Raw genomic sequence first — 15,917 nt, 5'->3', positions numbered from 1 at the left:
CCCGCCCGGCTCCGGGACGCTCCACACGGACGCCCGGAACTCCGCCCGCCGCTACCGGCGCGAGGCCCTGGCCGCCGCCACCTCGCGGCGTGACGTCCGAGCGCCGGGGACGGTCGCGGCGCTCGCTCGCGCGATGCCTTCCCGCCGTCATACGAAGAGGTGTGCGCCGGGCCGCCGCGCTGCGAAGGCCCGCGCGGCGTCGCCGAGTTCGCCAGGCGTGCCTCACGGCGCGCCGGGACCGGTGGGGCCCTTACGAGTGACCCAGTTCCGCCGACTCCTCGTCCGTGATGTCCGGGACCGAGCCCGAGTCGCGGGCCGGGCGCAGCGGGAAGGGATCGACCCGGGTCTCGTCGATGACGGGTGGGGCGGGCTGGGGCGGCTTGGGCATGACCGCCGCCTCGGAGTGGCCGCCGCAGCCGTAGGAGAGGGAGACCACGCGGCCGTCGGCCGGGGAGAACTCGTTGGCGCAGACGCCGAAGGCCTGGCCGAGGGAGCCGCCGATGGGGACGAGGAAGCCGCAGCTGACGCAGGAGGCGGGGGCCGCCTGGGCCATGGGGGTCTTCGGGCCGTACGCCTCCTCCCAGCGGTCGGCGGCGGTGTGCAGGCCGTAGCGGGAGAGGACGCGGGCGCGGCGCATGCCGAGTTCTTCGGCGACGGCGGCGATGGAGCCGCGGGACGGGGCCTGGGGCAGGTGGGCCGGGGTGCCGGCCGTCATCTCCGCGTCCTCGGCCTCGACCAGTTCCGCCATGTCCTCGGAGACCGCGGAGTTCGGCGCGGGCTCGTCCTCGCCCGTGTAGCCGGGTTCGAGGCGGAGGTCTTCGGCGTCGGTGGGCAGGAGGTCGCCGGGGCCCAGGTCGCCGGGGCGCAGGCGTTCGCTCCACGGCACCCATTCGGGGGCGAGGACGGCGTCCGGGCCGGGCAGGAGGACCGCCTCGTCCACCGTGACGATCTTGGCGCGGGAGGCGCGGGCCACCGTCACCGCCCAGCGCCAGCCCCGGTAGCCCAGCTCCTTGCACTCGAAGAAGTGCGTGACAACGCGGTCACCCTCGGAAACCAGCCCCACGTGCTCGCCGACGACGCCGGGCGCGGCGGCCTCCTCGGCGGCGGCGCGGGCGAGGTCGACGGCCTCGGCGCACAGGCGGTCGGGGGTGCGGCTTCGCGTTGTCGCTGCGCTCACAGGTATCGCTTCTCTCCTACGCCGTCTTACGGGTGCGCCTTGCCTTGAGGCGGTGGGGGCGGCGGACGGAGCGGACCTGGGGACCGCGTCGACGTCCGTGTCCTCACGCTCTCGGGCACACCTACGTCATCCATTCTGCGGGATGCCGGTGAGGCGCGCGGCCGAGAACGTTCGCCACGGCGCGCTACGCACGCTACCTGTTCCCGTGCACTTGGCCTACACCGCCGCCCGGCCGATCCCCCTCAGTTCGCCGCCATCCGCCTCGTAACACCACTAGCGACGCCGTTCTCAGGGCACTATGACGGGGTGGCAGCCGCCAACGGGAGCAGCCGACGGAGCGGAACGGGCCGATGGGGTGGCTCGCTCCGCGCGCTGGGGCGTGCCCTGCACCTGCCGGTGACGGGGACCGCGCGCGGGATCCGGAAGGCGACGCACGCGCACGGCGCGGGCGAGTCGGGCCTGGGCAAGCTGATCGAGCTGCACGCGGTGAACGGCGCCGGCGACGTCATGATCACCGTCGCGCTCGCCTCCACCGTGTTCTTCTCCGTGCCGACCGACGAGGCGCGCGGGCGGGTCGCCCTCTACCTCGCGATCACCATGGCGCCCTTCACGCTCCTGGCGCCCGTGGTGGGCCCGCTGCTCGACCGGGTGCCGCACGGGCGCCGCGCCGCGATGGCGTGCGCGATGCTGGCCCGGGCGCTGCTCGCCCTGGTGCTGTCGGGCGCGGTGATCTCGGGCAGCATCCAGCTGTATCCGGCCGCGCTCGGCGTGCTGGTCGCCTCCAAGGCGTACGGCGTGGTGCGCAGCGCCGTGGTGCCCAGACTCCTGCCGCCGGGCTTCTCGCTGGTGAAGGCGAATTCCCGGGTGACGCTGGGCGGGCTGCTGGCGACCGGTGTGGCCGCCCCCGTCGGGGCCGGGCTCCAGGCCCTCGGCCCGCGCTGGCCACTCTTCGGCGCCTTTGTGATCTTCGTCGCCGGAACGTTCCTGTCCTTCTCGCTGCCCCGGAAGGTCGACTCCGCCAAGGGCGAGGACACCGCCCTGCTCGCGGCGGACGCGGAGCATCTGCACGGCCCGCACCGCAAGCCGGTGAAGCGGCCGGGGCTGCGCACGGTCGGCATCGCGGTCACCCACGCGCTGGCCATGAACGCCGCGATCCGCTGCCTCGCCGGGTTCCTGATCTTCTTCCTGGCGTTCCTGCTGCGCGAGCACCCGCTGACCGGGCAGAGCGCGGCGGTGTCGCTGGGCATGGTGGCGGTCGCGGCGGGCGTCGGCAACGCCTGCGGTACGGCGGTGGGGGCGGCGCTGCGGGCCCGCGCCCCGGAGATCATCATCGTCACGGTCGTCGCGGTGGAGCTGGGGGTGGCGGTCACCGCGACCCTGTTCTTCGGCGCGTTCCTGGTGGCCTGTCTCGCCGCGGTCGCCGGGTTCGCGCAGGCGCTGGCCAAGCTGTCGCTGGACGCGCTGATCCAGCGGGACGTGCCGGAGCAGGTGCGCACCTCGGCGTTCGCCCGCTCGGAGACGCTGCTGCAGATGGCCTGGGTGGTCGGCGGCGCGATCGGGATCGCGCTGCCGCTGAACGGCACGCTGGGCCTCGCCGTGGGCGCCGGTGTGCTGGCCACGGGCTGGGTGACGACCGTGCGCGGGCTGCTCGGCTCGGCCCGGCACGGCGGCCGGCCGCGCACGCGAGTGGCGTAACCCACGCCACGGCTCGTACCCCACCCGGGCGGGCCTCCTGACGCGCCCGATAGCCTTCGGCCATGACCACGCTGCAATCCGTTGTGCGACGCCGCCGCGCCGTCGCCGCCGCCGGCGCCGTTTCCGCCGGACTGCTCGTCCTCACGGCCTGCGACAAGCCGACGCCCGTTGCGACGATCACCGTCGGTTCGAGCTCGGTCAACGACGAGGCCATCTGCTACAACGACGGCGACAAGCTGGACGAGAAGTCGCTGGCGAAGTGCGCCGAGAACACCAAGGACGTCAAGTCCATCGAGGTGGAACAGGGCGAGACCGTCCGCTTCGGTGTCGACCCGGAGATCGCGGAGAACGGCTGGGTCGTCCTCGTGAACGGCCGCCAGTTCACCGAGGTCACCAAGAACACGTACACCACCCTCCCCAGCAACGCCTTCTTCAACGCCCAGTACGGCAGCCAGGGCGCGACCAACACGGTCTCCATCCAGGAGGGCCAGAAGGGCGTCAAGGGCGTGTGGACGTTCAAGGTCGAGCAGTCCGGCTCCTGGAAGGACGCCGTGAAGGAGAGCGCCTCCTGACGCCTCCGGCCCGTGTGCTCGTAGCCACCGCGGTCCCCGCCGAACGGGACGCGGTGGCCCGGGCGTTCCCGGGGGCGGCGGAGCAGGTGCACGTGCCCGGCACGGTCCTGCACCGCCTGCCGGGCGGCCCGGACCTGCTGGCCGCGGGCGTGGGCCCGGCCCGCGCCGCCGCCTCCGTGGCAGCCGCGCTGACCGCCGCCGCCCTCGGCGGCGCCCCTTACACGCTGGTCGTCTCCACAGGCATCGCGGGCGGGTTCGCGCCCGGTGCCCCCGTCGGCTCGCTCGTGGTCGCCGACGCGATCACCGCCGCCGACCTGGGCGCGGAGACGGCTGACGGCTTCCTGCCGCTCACCGAGCTCGGCTTCGGAACCGTCACCCACCACCCGCCCGAGGCCCTTGTACGGGAGACCGCCGGCGCCACCGGCGCGGCGACCGGCACCGTGCTCACCGTCTCGACCGTCACCGGCACCGCCGTCCGCGCCGCCGCCCTGCGCGAGCGCCACCCCAGCGCCCTGGCCGAGGCCATGGAGGGCTTCGGCATCGCCGAGGCCGCCACCCTGCACGGCACGCCCGTCCTGGAGATCCGCGCGATCTCCAACCCCGTCGGCCCCCGCGACCGCGCCGCCTGGCGCATCGGTGACGCGCTGGACGCGCTGACCGAGGGCTTCGGGAAGCTCGCACCCGTCCTGGAGGGTTGGAAACCGGCATGAAGCTGCGGATCGCTTACTCCCCCTGCCCGAACGACACCTTCGTCTTCGACGCCCTCGCCCATGGCCGCGTCCCCGGCGCGCCCGCCCTCGAGGTGACCTTCGCCGACATCGACGTCACCAACGGGATGGCCGAGCGCGGCGAGTCCGACGTGCTGAAGGTGTCGTACGCGGTGCTGCCGTACGTCCTCGACGAGTACGCCCTGCTGCCGTGCGGCGGCGCGCTGGGGCGGGGCTGCGGGCCGCTGGTGCTCACGCGGGAGGCGGGCGACGGGGGACTCACCGGCCGGACGGTCGCCGTGCCGAGCGAGAAGTCGACCGCGTATCTGCTGTTCCGGCTGTGGGCGGCGGACACCGTGCCCGGCGGTGTCGGGGAGATCGTGGTGATGCCGTTCCACGAGATCATGCCCGCCGTGCGGGACGGGAAGGTGGACGCCGGGCTCGTCATCCACGAGGCCCGGTTCACGTACCGGAACTACGGGCTGCACAAGCTCGCCGACATGGGCGAGCACTGGGAGAACACCACCGGGCTGCCGATCCCGCTGGGCGCGATCATCGCGAAGCGGTCGCTGGGCGAGGAGACGCTGCGGCTGCTCGCCGACTCGATCCGTACGTCCGTACGGGCCGCGTGGGACGACCCGGAGGCGTCCCGCCCGTACGTCATGGAGCACGCCCAGGAGATGGACCCGGCCGTCGCCGACCAGCACATCGGGCTGTACGTCAACGAGTTCACCGCCGACCTCGGCGAGGCCGGCTACGCGGCGGTCCGCGGGCTGCTCACCCGCGCGGCGGCCGAGGGACTGCTGCCGCCCCTCGGCCCGGACGCGCTGGACTTCCCCTGACGGGGTCTGCCCGACGGTCTACACGGTCATACGTCGAGCTGGTCGGCGACCGCGCGGAGCAGGCCGGCGATCTTCTTGCCGGAGGCCTTTTCGGGGTAGCGGCCCTTCTCCAGCATCGGGGTGATGTTCTCCAGGAGGGTCGTCAGGTCCTGGACGATCGAGGCCAGCTCATCCGGCTTCTTGCGCTGCGCGGCGGCGACCGACGGGGTCGGTTCCAGCAGGATCACCGACAGGGCCTGGTCGCCGCGCTGGCCGGCGACCACGCCGAATTCCACGCGCTGACCCGGCTTGAGCGTCTCCACTCCGGCGGGGAGAACCGAGGAATGGACGAAGACGTCACCGCCGTCGTCGCGGGAGAGAAAGCCGAAGCCCTTCTCGCTGTTGAACCACTTGACCTTGCCGGTAGGCACGTCTGTCCTCGTCCTCGTACTCGTCGGAAAACTGCTTCGGAAACGGCTCTTGATAGCACTAGAGCGGGTCGCCACTGACCCGCCGGTACCAAGGCTAATGGTCCCGGGGCCGCTGACAAGACGTCGCCCGGTTGTTCCCTCGCGCTGGGAACTACCCTGGTGCGGTGCGTGACAAAACCCAACCGAATTCCGCCGCGCCCGGTGACCGACTGGTCCGTGCCGGTGCCGTCGTGTTCTTCCTCGGTGCCGTGGCCACGCTGGTCACCGTGGCCCCGTTGTTCCTCGGAACGACGCCGTTTCCGACGTATATGTTCGCATTGAGCATGCTCATGGGCGTCGGATTTCTGATCGCCGGTGCCGGGGTGCTGCGGTCCATCGCCGCCGGGCGGCGTCAGGCGCGCGCCGCCTCCGGGGCGCCGGGGGCACCATCGGTTTCCTCGAGGTAGCCGGCAAGCCACCGCGGAAACTCGGTGAGGTCGGCGAGGGCCACGTCCGTGCCCGCCGCGCGCAGCTCGTCCGCGCCGAACGGGCCGGTCGCCACCGTCACCGACAGGGCGTCGGCGGCGCGGGCGGCGCGGATGTCGCCCAGGTGGTCGCCGACGTAGACGCCCGCGGCGTGCGCGCGCAGGGCCCGCGCCTTCGCCTCGGCCCACAGGTCGCCGACCACGGCGTCCGGCTCGATGCCCAGGTGCTCCAGGTGCAGCCTGGCGTTCGGCTCGTACTTCGCCGTGACGACGATCGCGCGCCCGCCGGCCACCTGGACGGCGGCGATGGCCTCGCGGGCGCCGGGGAGGGCGGGGGTGGCGGCGATGGCGTACGTCGGATACATCGACCGGTACAGGTCGGCCATGGCCGGGACCTCGTCCTCCGGGAACCAGTTCCGCAGCTCCTCCGCCAGGGGAGGGCCCAGGCGGGTGACCGCGAGGTCGGCGTCGACGAACGTGCCGGTCCGCTCGGCGAGGGCCTGGTAGCAGGCGCGGATGCCGGGGCGGGAGTCGATCAGGGTCATGTCCAGGTCGAAGCCGACGGTGAGCGGGGCGGGGGTCGTGGAGGCCATGCGGGCCATTGTGCCGACCGGCCGGGCCACCGCCGTTTCCGGGACCGCGCTCACCGCTGCTTCCGGCACCGCGCTCACCGCTGCTTCCGGCACCGCGCTCGCCTCTGTTTCCGGCACCGCGGCTCACCGCTGCCGGACCGCGCCCTCGCCGCTGCCGGACCGCATCCTCGCCGCTGCCGGACCGCGCCCTCACCGCTGCCGGACCGCGCCCTCGCCGCTGCCGGACCGCATCCTCGCCGCTGCCGGACCGCGCCCTCGCCGCTGCCGGACCGCATCCTCGCCGCTGCCGGACCGCGCCCTCACCGCTGTTTCTGGGACCGCCAGACCAGGAACGCCGCCGACGCGAGCGCCGCGCCCCGCACCACCCACGGCCAGGTCTCGCCGATCGCCGCGCTCATCGCGCCCTCGGGGATCGGCTCGCCCCAGCGGCCCTCCGTACGGCCCCACAGCCAGGTGAAACCGGCGGCGACCGCGAGTCCGGGCAGCACCATGACCGCCCACTTGATCTCGGCCTGGGTGAGGCGGCGGGAGACGTAGACGATGAGCCAGCCGAAGGCCAGGACCAGGAGGTTGCCGAGGACCGCGCCCGCGACCAGGAGGGCGGCGGCGAACAGGAGCAGGGGGTTGCTCCAGCTTCCGGGGGCGGGGAGGAAACGGCGGCGGCCCTCCTCCGGCACCTCCTCGGCCTCGGCCTCCTCCTCGGCCTCGACCAGCGGCGCGGCGGACTTCTTCGCCACCGCCGCGTCGCGCGCCGGCGGCGGCTTCAGCAGGTCGGGGATCTCCACGCCGCCGACGAACCCCGGGACGGCCTCACCGGCGCCGAAGGGGGTGCTCTCCACCCGCCACCAGTCCGGCTCGATCGCGCTGTCGCCGAGTTCGTGGGCGCCCGCCACGTGGGGCGCGGCGGCGACCTCCTCGGCCGCGGCGCGCGGTTCGGCGGGGCGGGGGCGGGGGACGACGCGGCGCAGGCTCTTCGGCAGGCCCAGGGGCGGCCGGGCGGGCTTCTTCGGGCGGCGCTCCACGGCCTCGGCGGTCTCGTCCCGCTGGACGGGGACGGCGGCGGGCGGCGGCTCCGGGGCGGTGCGCGCTCCGGTGCCGTCGCCCGCCGCCGTGACCACGTCGTCGGGGCTGCCCAGGCGGGCGATGATCCGGCGGACGGCGGCGGGGCTGTCCACCGGTGCCTTCGCCCGCCGCCGGTCGATCTCGTCCCGCAGCTGGTTGACCAGCCGCATGCGGGTGGCGGAGGGCAGCTGCCGTTGCTGCGCCACGTCGCCGACGCGGCTCAGATACTCGTAGACGACCTTGTCGCTCTCGATGCCCACGCTGTCCCCTCCGGGGCGGGTGTGCCGTTGCGCTGTCACGGTTTCCGTTTTCCGCCGAAATCCGTCCCCGGGGGACGACGTTAGCGCAGGGGCCGGTGGCGGACGGTACGTCAGCCGGGTTCGCACAGCCCGGGTTTGTCCGCCTCCGAGCACAGCCGGGCGACGATCGGCTGCCAGCCCGCGTTCTCGATCCGCAGCAGGACGAACGACGGGTTGGTGAGGGTGCTGCCGTGGTCGTCGTCCAGCTCCCGGAGGACTCCGGCGTACGGCGAGTGGGCGGTGTCCGTCGCCAGCGTGTCCATCTGCACCCGGTATCCGAGCCGCTTGCGCCCGACGACCCCGAACTCCCACCCGAACGCGATGAGCGGCACCACGATGCTCAGGATCGCGATCACGGTGTCGAGATCCACTCGATGCCCAGAGTCACCGTCGAACTCCCTTTCGCCATCGAGAGGTTGACAGGGGAGCCTCAGGGTGACGACTGCGGACCGAGTGTTGCCAGAGCTGTCGGAACCGTCCGCGCGGAATTCATCCGGGGGCCATCTGCGCAACGTCCCGTTCGCCGGCGGCGGCCTCCCTGGCGCCGTCCCGGCGCCGTCGCGGACGCCTCGCGGGGCCCGCGCGGGGCTGATGTCCGGGGGTGGTAGCCGCTACCGTTGGCCGGATGAGCACCGAGGAGAAGCCTGTGGCCCCCCGGTCCCTCGCGGAGGCGCTCCGCGGTCGGGACGACGCCTCGCTGGCCGGGCTCCTGCGGAGCCGGCCGGATCTCATCACGCCGGTGCCGACGGATCTGACGCAGCTGGCGACCCGGGCGGGGACGCGGGCCTCGGTGGTGCGGGCGCTGGAGCGGCTGGACCGGTTCGCGTTGCAGACGGCGCAGGCGCTGGCCGTGGCCGGGGATCCGGCGTCGTACGACGAGCTGCTGGGGCTGATGGCGGGGGACGACCGGGATCCGGTCGTGGCCGCCGCGCTGCCCCGTGCGGTGGGGGTGCTGCGCGAGCAGGCGCTGGTGTGGGGGGACGACGAGCGGCTGCGGCTGGTGCGGACCGCCCGGGAGCTGCTGGCGCCGTCGCCGCAGCATCCCTCGCCGACCGGGCTGGGGCCCACCGTGCAGGAGGCGACCGCGGGGATGTCGCCCGGGCGGATCCAGGAGATCGTGGCCGCGGCCGGGCTGCCGTCCACGCACGACTCGGTGTCCGCCGTCGCCTCGCTCAGCGCGCTGTTCCGCGACCGGAAGCGGATGCGGGCGCTGCTCGCCGAGGCGCCCGAGGAGTCGCGGCAGGTGCTGGAGCGGCTGGTGTGGGGGCCGCCGTACGGGCAGGTGACCGCGGATCCGGCGCCCCGGCTGCGGTGGTTGATGGACCGGGGGCTGCTGCTGCCGACCGCGCCGGGGACCGTCGTGCTGCCGCGCGAGGTGGCGCTGCATCTGCGGGGCGGGCGCGCGCACCGCCACCCCGAGCCGCTGCCGCCCGCCGTCGAGGCCGCGGCCACGCACCGTCCACAGGTGGTGGACGCCACGGCGGCCGGGCAGGCGCTGACCGCGCTGGCGACCGTGGAGGAGCTGCTGAAGGAGTGGGACGAGGGCGGCCCGGCGGTGCTGCGGGCCGGCGGGCTGAGCGTGCGCGACCTCAAGCGCACCGCCGTCGCCCTGGACGTCTCCGAGCCGGTCGCCGCGTTCTGGGTGGAGCTGGCCTACGCCGCCGGGTTGATCGCCTCCGACGGCGAGGCCGACGAGCGCTACGCGGCCACCCCGGCCTACGACGAGTGGCTGGAGCGGCCCGCCGCCGAACGCTGGGCCCGCCTCGCCGAGGCCTGGCTCGCCGCGACCCGGACGCCCGGGCTGGTCGGCGGGCGCGACGCCAAGGACCGCAGCCTGTCCGCGCTCGGCCCCGGCCTCGACCGCTCGGCGGCGCCGGAGGTACGGCACCGGGTGCTGACCCTGCTCGCCGCGCTGCCCGAGGGCGCCGCGCCCGACCGCGAGTCGGTGCTCGCCCGGCTGCGCTGGGAGCGGCCGTCGCGCGGCGGCCGGGACACCGAGGACGATCTGCGGGCCAGGCTCGCGCAGTGGACGCTGTCGGAGGCGGAGCTGCTGGGCGTGACCGGGCGCGGGGCGCTCTCCGGGCACGGACGCGCCCTCCTGGGCGCCGGCGCGCCCGCGCCCGCCCCCGCGCACATGCCGGAGCACGCGCCCGAGCACGCCCCCGCCCCGGAACCTCAGGGCCCCGGTGACAAGCTCCCCGTGCACCACCATCCCCATCACCACCACCCGGCGCCCGCCGCACCCGCCACGCCCGCCGTCCCCGAGCCGCTCTCCCCCGCCGAGCAGGCCACGGCCACCGCCACCGCCGCCCGCCTGCTCGCCCCGCTGCTGCCCGAGCCGCTGGACCACGTGCTGCTCCAGGCCGACCTCACGGCCGTGGCGCCCGGCCCGCTCGAGCGCCCGCTGGCCGAGACGCTGAGCGTGCTCGCGGAGGTGGAGTCCAAGGGCGGGGCGACCGTGTACCGGTTCACGCCCGCCTCCGTGCGCCGCGCCCTGGACGCCGGCCGCACCGCCGCCGACCTGCACGCCTTCCTCGCCGAGCACTCCCGCACGCCGGTGCCGCAGCCGCTCGCCTATCTGATCGACGACGTGGCCCGCAGGCACGGCCATCTGCGGGTCGGCGCCGCCTCGGCGTACGTCCGCTGCGACGACGACGCCATGCTCAGCGAGATCCTGGCGGACAAACGGTCGGCGGGACTGCGGCTGCGCCGCCTCGCCCCGACCGTGCTGGCCGCGCAGGCCGACCCCGCGACCCTGCTGGAGGGGCTGCGCGCGATGGGCTTCGCCCCGGCCGCCGAGTCCGCCGAGGGCGACGTACTGATCACCCGCGCGCACGCCCACCGCACCCCGCCGCGCACCGCCCCCGAGCCGGTGCCGGACGGGCCGCCGGTGCCCGACGCGACACTGCTCTCCGCCGCGATCCGGGCGATCAGGGCGGGCGACCTGGCCGCCACCGCCCCGCGCAAGCCGAGCGACGGGAGCGGGTCCGGCGAGTCCGCCCCGGCCGCGCCCGGCGCGCTGCCGCGCACCGGCTCCGCCGAGACGCTCGCCACCATGCAGGCCGCGGTGCTCACCGGGCAGTCCCTGTGGATCGGCTATGTGAACGCGGAGGGCGCCGCCAGCCAGCGGGTCATCGCCCCGGTGCGGGTCGAGGGCGGCTTCGTGACGGCGTACGACCACACCGCGGACGAGGTCCGCACCTTCCCGCTGCACCGGATCACGGGCGTGGCGGAGCTGGCGGACGACGAGGGCTGAGGCGCGCCGCCGCGGAGGTCACCCGGACGGGTGTACGCCCGCGTTCATGCACGCCACGCCGCGGGGTTCCCACCCATGAGGGAGCTTGCCGGGCCTGTCGCATTCCGGGGGGAACCGCCGGGCAGCCACCGGTTGTCCTGATCCCGCCCGGGCCGTCGGACAGGCGGCCCGGGCCCAGCACAGCCGAAAGGAAACCCCCCATGCGCGCAGCCCGTCGAGTAGCCGCCGTTCTGTCCGCCGCCGCTCTGATGTTCGGCGCCCTGACCACTCAGGCGGCGGCGATCAGCATCGACGTCGCGGGACTGGTCCTCGAGACGCCGCAGATCTGATCCGTCGTCGCAGGCACCGGGCCGGTCCCGTTCAGCCTCTCCGGGACCGGCCCGCCGACCCACTCCGCCCTTTCACGGAAAGGCCCTGACGCTTCCCATGCGCTCCGGACTCGCCCTCCGCCCTCACGTCACCCGCTCCACCGCGCTCGCGGTCTCCACGGCGGCGCTCATCTCGGCCGCCTCGCTGGTCGGCGCCCTGGCCCCGCAGGCCTCCGCCGCCACCCCGGCCGCCGCGACCGCCGCCTCACCCGCCGCCCCGCTGCCCTTGCCGCTGCCGCTGCCGGAGGCCGGCGCCGGGCCCGTGGTCAGCGAGGTGGGGAACATCGAGGGACCGCTGATCAACACGATCGCTCTGCCCACGCTGAAGTAGTGCGGCGCCTGCGGTAGCTGTCCCCTTCGAGCCGTACGGTCTCGGCGTGGTGGGCGAGGCGGTCCGCCATCGCCGGGACGGCCGGGCCGTCGAACACCTCGTGCCAGCGCTCCAGCGGGCGGTCGCTGGTCACGATCAGCGAGCCGCGCTCGTAGCGGTGGGCGACCAGCCGGAACAGCAGGCGCGTGGCGTCCGTGTCGAAGGGGACGTAACCGACCTCGTCGACGATGAGGAGGGGAACGTCGTCGAGGCCGGCCAGCTCCTCGGTGAGCCGGCCCGCCGCCTCCGCGTCCGCCAGCCGGGCCGCCCACTCCGCGGCCGTCGCGAACAGCACCCGGTGCCCGGCCTGGCAGGCGCGCAGCCCCAGCCCGATCGCGAGGTGCGTCTTGCCGGTGCCGGGGCCGCCGGTGAACAGCACGTTGCGGCGCGCGGCGACGAAGTCGAGCTTGCCGAGGCGCGCGACCGTGTCACGGTCGAAGGCGCGCGGGTACTCGGTGTCGAAGTCCTCCAGCTGCTTGCGGGCGGGGAACCCGGCGGCGCGGATCCGGTCCTCGGCGTGCGCCTCGCGGTCGTAGGCCTCCCGGGCGGGCGGACCGGCCTGCGCGGGCACGGGCAGCGGCTCGCCGCCCGGCTCGGGCCCGGCGCCGTGACGGCTCCGCGCCGGCTCCTCGGGATGCCGGTCCCCGGAGTGCTGCTCCCTCGCGTGGTGGTCCTTCGTGTGGTGCTCGACGCGCGCCACCATCTCCCCCGACATGTACGCGAGGATCGCGGCGGACACGATGAACGCCATGTGGATCACCGTGCCCCACAGCAGCGAGTGGTGGGAGGTGTGGTCCACGTCCACGAACATCTGGAGCAGATGGACGGAGGAGATGCCCACGATGGCGGTGGCCAGCTTGACCTTCAGCACGTTGGGGTTGACGTGCGAGAGCCATTCCGGCTGGTCCCGGTGGCCCTGGAGGTCGATCCGGGAGACGAAGGTCTCGTAGCCGCCGACGATCACCATGATCAGCAGGTTGGCGATCATCACGACGTCGACGAGTTTCAGCACCGCGAGCATGACGTACGTCTCGTCGGCCCGCCCGGCCACGCAGCGGACGATTAACGTCCACAGCTCGTTGAAGAACTTGTAGACATAGACGCCCTGCACGGCGACCAGGCCGAAGTACAGCGGCGCCTGGAGCCAGCGCGTGGCGAAGAGGGCGTACCCGAGCGTGGCGGTGGGCGGTGGCGGCGTACGAGTCATGTGCTGCACACTGCGTCATTCTTCGCAGCACTCCGCCGTACGGCCGCACCCCACCACCCGCGAGACTGAATAGACATCCTGTAGGACCGGTGGCGGCGGTACCGGCCCGGAGCGCACCGGACCGGCCGCCGACCGGGCCGGATCAGGCACACTGGACGTTTGGCCGCGCGGAAGGATGTACGCACGTGAACGGACCGCTGATCGTCCAGTCCGACAAGACCCTGCTCCTGGAAGTCGACCACGAGCGGGCCGACGACTGCCGTCGTGCCATCGCGCCGTTCGCCGAGCTGGAGCGGGCGCCCGAGCACATCCACACCTACCGGGTGACGCCGCTCGGGCTGTGGAACGCGCGCGCCGCCGGGCACGACGCCGAGCAGGTGGTCGACGCGCTGGTCGAGTACAGCCGCTACCCGGTGCCGCACGCGCTGCTCGTCGACATCGCCGAGACGATGGACCGCTACGGCCGGCTGTCCCTGGTGAAGCACCCCGCGCACGGGCTGGTGCTGACCACCACCGACCGGCCGGTGCTGGAGGAGGTGCTGAAGTCCAAGCGGATCGCTCCGCTGGTCGGCGCCCGCATCGACCCGGACACGGTCGCCGTGCATCCCTCGGAGCGGGGGCAGATCAAGCAGACGCTGCTGAAGCTGGGCTGGCCCGCGGAGGACCTCGCCGGGTACGTGGACGGCGAGGCGCACCCGATCGAGCTGCTGGAGGACGGCTGGGCACTGCGGCCGTACCAGAAGCAGGCGGTGGAGAACTTCTGGCACGGCGGGTCCGGTGTGGTCGTCCTGCCCTGCGGCGCGGGGAAGACGCTGGTCGGGGCCGGGGCGATGGCGCAGGCCAAGTCGACGACGCTGATCCTGGTCACGAACACCGTCTCCGCCCGGCAGTGGAAGCACGAGCTGGTGAAGCGGACCTCGCTGACCGAGGACGAGATCGGCGAGTACAGCGGCACGAGGAAGGAGATCCGCCCGGTCACGATCGCCACCTACCAGGTGTTGACGACCCGGCGGAAGGGCGTCTACCCGCACCTGGAGCTGTTCGACTCCCGGGACTGGGGCCTGATCGTCTACGACGAGGTGCACCTGCTGCCCGCGCCGGTGTTCAAGTTCACCGCCGACCTCCAGGCGCGGCGGCGGATCGGTCTGACGGCGACGCTGGTCCGCGAGGACGGCCGTGAGTCGGACGTGTTCTCGCTCATCGGGCCGAAGCGGTTCGACGCGCCGTGGAAGGAGATCGAGGCGCAGGGGTACATCGCGCCCGCCGACTGCGTCGAGGTGCGGGTGAACCTGACCGACGCCGAGCGGCTGGCGTACGCGACGGCCGAGGCGGAGGAGAAGTACCGTTTCTGCGCGACGACGGACACCAAGCGCAAGGTCACCGAGGCCATCGTCCGCCGCTTCGCGGGCCAGCAGATCCTGGTGATCGGCCAGTACATCGACCAGCTCGACGAGCTGGGCGAGCACCTGGGCGCGCCGGTCATCAAGGGCGAGACGTCGAACGCCCAGCGGGAGAAGCTGTTCGAGGCGTTCCGCCAGGGCGAGATCAGTGTCCTGGTGGTCTCCAAGGTGGCGAACTTCTCCATCGACCTGCCCGAGGCCACGGTCGCCATCCAGGTCTCCGGCACCTTCGGCTCCCGCCAGGAGGAGGCCCAGCGCCTCGGCCGCGTCCTGCGCCCCAAGTCCGACGGCCACCAGGCGCACTTCTACTCGGTCGTCGCCCGCGACACCATCGACCAGGACTTCGCCGCCCACCGCCAGCGCTTCCTCGCGGAGCAGGGCTACGCGTACCGCATCGTGGACGCGGACGAGCTGCTGGCGGAGAGCTGAGGCCGCAGCAGCACCAGCACCGCCAGCCCCAGCAGGGGATACGGCGACGCGAGGAGCTGCTGCCACCACGGGAGGTGGAGGTCGCGGGGGCCCTCGTGGGGGACGAGCCAGAGGGTGCGGGCGGTGAAGGCGGCGGCCGTGAGCGCGGCGAGGCGGGGGCGGCCGTCCGCGACCAGGACCGCGATCAGGGGGACGCACCACACCCAGTGGTGGGACCAGCTGACCGGTGAGACGAGCAGGGCGGTCGTCGCGGTGAGCGGGATGCCGTGGCGGTCGCCGGCCGCGCGGGCCGCCAGGCACAGGCCGCCGGCCGCCGTCAGGACCGCCGGGAGCCACCAGGCGGGGCCGGGGGCCGGGTCGCCCAGCGCACGGGCGATCATCCCTTGGAGGGACTGGTTGTCGACGATCCACGGCTTGCCGACGCGGCCGGTCTCCCAGAGGCGGCGCAGCCAGAAGTCGGCGCTGGCGGCGGGCAGCAGCAGCGCGCCCACGAGGACGGTGCCGGCCAGTGCCGCGGTGGCCGTCGCCGCCTCGCGCCGGCGGCCGGTCAGGAGCAGGTACGCGATGAAGACGGCCGGGGTCAGTTTGATCCCGGCCGCGATGCCCACCGCCGCGCCCCGGGCGCGGGTGCCGGCCGGGCGGGTCAGGTCCCACAGGACCAGGCAGGCCAGGGCGAGGTTGATCTGCCCGAAGAGCAGGGTCTGGAAGACGGGTTCGAGCCACAGGGCGAGGGCCGTGGCGGCGCACAGCGTCGCGGGCCCCGTGCGCAGGCCCACGAGGCGGGCCGAGAGGTGCACCAGGCAGGCCGTGAGCAGGGTGTTGCCGGTGAGGAAGGCCGCCTTGAGGGCGGCCGGGGGGAGCCAGGCCGTGGGGGTGAAGAGAAGGGCGGCGAAGGGCGGATAGGTGGCCGGGAGATGCCACTCGGTGACCGTGAAGCCGTACAGGTCACGGCCGTCGAGGACCGCCTCGCCCTCCGCCTGGTAGACCAGCGCGTCGGCCATGGGGGCGCGCTGGGCCACGCACAGCACGGCGAACACCGTGAGGGAGACCGCGAGAAGGAGCCAGG

Annotated in this window: 16 protein-coding genes; 9 read left to right on the top strand and 7 right to left on the bottom strand. The window is 74.0% G+C overall.

The annotated features are described in order from the left end of the window. Positions 1–250: 250 nt before the first annotated feature. Complete coding sequence (locus ACIG0D_RS08930) at positions 251–1,177, bottom strand: DUF3027 domain-containing protein (protein ID WP_399797471.1); 927 nt, start codon at positions 1,175–1,177, stop codon at positions 251–253. Positions 1,178–1,483: 306 nt separating this feature from the next. On the opposite strand from ACIG0D_RS08930, the gene ACIG0D_RS08925 reads away from it, so the two are divergent. The 4 genes from ACIG0D_RS08925 (at position 1,484) to ACIG0D_RS08910 (ending at position 4,993) form a co-directional block, all read left to right on the top strand. Beyond that, positions 1,484–2,872 carry an MFS transporter gene (locus ACIG0D_RS08925; protein WP_399797468.1) on the top strand — a complete coding sequence of 463 codons (1,389 nt, stop codon included), beginning with the start codon at positions 1,484–1,486 and terminating at the stop codon, positions 2,870–2,872. A 62-nt stretch (positions 2,873–2,934) separates the two neighbouring features. After that, positions 2,935–3,444 (top strand): DUF2771 domain-containing protein, encoded by a 510-nt coding sequence (locus ACIG0D_RS08920; RefSeq protein WP_399797466.1) that lies wholly within the window; start codon positions 2,935–2,937, stop codon positions 3,442–3,444. Positions 3,445–3,458: 14 nt separating this feature from the next. Next, complete coding sequence (locus ACIG0D_RS08915) at positions 3,459–4,154, top strand: futalosine hydrolase (protein WP_399797463.1); 696 nt, start codon at positions 3,459–3,461, stop codon at positions 4,152–4,154. After that, positions 4,151–4,993, top strand: coding sequence for a 1,4-dihydroxy-6-naphthoate synthase (locus ACIG0D_RS08910; protein ID WP_399797460.1), 843 nt, complete (start codon positions 4,151–4,153; stop codon positions 4,991–4,993). Before ACIG0D_RS08915 ends, ACIG0D_RS08910 begins: the two co-directional genes overlap by 4 nt. A 26-nt stretch (positions 4,994–5,019) precedes the next feature. On the opposite strand, the gene ACIG0D_RS08905 is transcribed toward ACIG0D_RS08910, so the two are convergent. After that, on the bottom strand, positions 5,020–5,403 hold the full coding sequence (locus ACIG0D_RS08905; RefSeq protein ID WP_399797457.1) for a cold-shock protein: 384 nt from the start codon (positions 5,401–5,403) through the stop codon (positions 5,020–5,022). A 164-nt stretch (positions 5,404–5,567) separates the two neighbouring features. On the opposite strand from ACIG0D_RS08905, the gene ACIG0D_RS08900 reads away from it, so the two are divergent. After that, the gene (locus ACIG0D_RS08900) at positions 5,568–5,849 is read left to right on the top strand and encodes a hypothetical protein (RefSeq protein WP_399797454.1); all 282 of its coding nucleotides are present in this window, start codon (positions 5,568–5,570) and stop codon (positions 5,847–5,849) included. Here the strand turns inward: ACIG0D_RS08900 and ACIG0D_RS08895 are convergent. The 3 genes from ACIG0D_RS08895 to ACIG0D_RS08885 all read right to left on the bottom strand — a co-directional run bounded on the left by ACIG0D_RS08895 (position 5,795) and on the right by ACIG0D_RS08885 (position 8,192). Continuing rightward, positions 5,795–6,460, bottom strand: coding sequence for an HAD family hydrolase (locus ACIG0D_RS08895; protein ID WP_399797452.1), 666 nt, complete (start codon positions 6,458–6,460; stop codon positions 5,795–5,797). The two genes, ACIG0D_RS08900 and ACIG0D_RS08895, sit on opposite strands and share 55 nt — an antisense overlap. A 299-nt stretch (positions 6,461–6,759) precedes the next feature. Next, a complete protein-coding gene (locus tag ACIG0D_RS08890; protein WP_399797449.1) occupies positions 6,760–7,782 on the bottom strand; it encodes a hypothetical protein in 1,023 nt (340 codons plus the stop codon). A gap of 110 nt (positions 7,783–7,892) precedes the next feature. Next, positions 7,893–8,192, bottom strand: coding sequence for a hypothetical protein (locus ACIG0D_RS08885; RefSeq protein WP_399797446.1), 300 nt, complete (start codon positions 8,190–8,192; stop codon positions 7,893–7,895). Between the two features lie 254 nt (positions 8,193–8,446). Between ACIG0D_RS08885 and ACIG0D_RS08880 the strand changes: the two genes are divergently transcribed. From ACIG0D_RS08880 to ACIG0D_RS08870, 3 genes are all read left to right on the top strand, one after another. Beyond that, the gene (locus ACIG0D_RS08880; RefSeq protein WP_399797443.1) at positions 8,447–11,077 is read left to right on the top strand and encodes a helicase-associated domain-containing protein; all 2,631 of its coding nucleotides are present in this window, start codon (positions 8,447–8,449) and stop codon (positions 11,075–11,077) included. Between the two features lie 200 nt (positions 11,078–11,277). Continuing rightward, positions 11,278–11,406 (top strand): hypothetical protein, encoded by a 129-nt coding sequence (locus ACIG0D_RS08875; protein WP_399797441.1) that lies wholly within the window; start codon positions 11,278–11,280, stop codon positions 11,404–11,406. A gap of 97 nt (positions 11,407–11,503) precedes the next feature. Further along, on the top strand, positions 11,504–11,776 hold the full coding sequence (locus ACIG0D_RS08870) for a hypothetical protein (RefSeq protein ID WP_399797438.1): 273 nt from the start codon (positions 11,504–11,506) through the stop codon (positions 11,774–11,776). Here ACIG0D_RS08870 and istB read toward each other — a convergent pair. Next, the gene (istB, locus tag ACIG0D_RS08865) at positions 11,745–13,022 is read right to left on the bottom strand and encodes an IS21-like element helper ATPase IstB (RefSeq protein WP_399797435.1); all 1,278 of its coding nucleotides are present in this window, start codon (positions 13,020–13,022) and stop codon (positions 11,745–11,747) included. The genes ACIG0D_RS08870 and istB overlap by 32 nt on opposite strands. A 185-nt stretch (positions 13,023–13,207) precedes the next feature. Here istB and ACIG0D_RS08860 point away from each other — a divergent pair, with 185 nt between their 5' ends. Then, positions 13,208–14,851, top strand: a complete 1,644-nt coding sequence (locus ACIG0D_RS08860; RefSeq protein WP_399797432.1) for a DNA repair helicase XPB — start codon at positions 13,208–13,210, stop codon at positions 14,849–14,851. On the opposite strand, the gene ACIG0D_RS08855 is transcribed toward ACIG0D_RS08860, so the two are convergent. Further along, positions 14,803–15,852: a glycosyltransferase 87 family protein gene (locus ACIG0D_RS08855; RefSeq protein WP_399798175.1), complete on the bottom strand. Its 1,050-nt coding sequence runs from the start codon at positions 15,850–15,852 to the stop codon at positions 14,803–14,805. The two genes, ACIG0D_RS08860 and ACIG0D_RS08855, sit on opposite strands and share 49 nt — an antisense overlap. Positions 15,853–15,917: the final 65 nt, after the last annotated feature.

This window comes from Streptomyces sp. NPDC052773 (assembly GCF_044547145.1).
Lineage (GTDB): Bacteria > Actinomycetota > Actinomycetes > Streptomycetales > Streptomycetaceae > Streptomyces.
Note: the sequence above shows the minus strand (reverse complement) of the source record. Positions and strands in the feature narration are given on the sequence as shown.

Bases quoted from the DNA above. Each gene is read 5' to 3' on its own strand.
- ACIG0D_RS08920 (WP_399797466.1), top strand. From the start codon at position 2,935: ATGACCACGCTGCAATCCGTTGTGCGACGCCGCCGCGCCGTCGCCGCC.
- istB (WP_399797435.1), bottom strand. From the start codon at position 13,022: ATGACTCGTACGCCGCCACCGCCCACCGCCACGCTCGGGTACGCCCTC.
- ACIG0D_RS08855 (WP_399798175.1), bottom strand. From the start codon at position 15,852: ATGGCCGACGCGCTGGTCTACCAGGCGGAGGGCGAGGCGGTCCTCGAC.
- ACIG0D_RS08910 (WP_399797460.1), top strand. From the start codon at position 4,151: ATGAAGCTGCGGATCGCTTACTCCCCCTGCCCGAACGACACCTTCGTC.
- ACIG0D_RS08880 (WP_399797443.1), top strand. From the start codon at position 8,447: ATGAGCACCGAGGAGAAGCCTGTGGCCCCCCGGTCCCTCGCGGAGGCG.
- ACIG0D_RS08895 (WP_399797452.1), bottom strand. From the start codon at position 6,460: ATGGCCTCCACGACCCCCGCCCCGCTCACCGTCGGCTTCGACCTGGAC.
- ACIG0D_RS08870 (WP_399797438.1), top strand. From the start codon at position 11,504: ATGCGCTCCGGACTCGCCCTCCGCCCTCACGTCACCCGCTCCACCGCG.
- ACIG0D_RS08875 (WP_399797441.1), top strand. From the start codon at position 11,278: ATGCGCGCAGCCCGTCGAGTAGCCGCCGTTCTGTCCGCCGCCGCTCTG.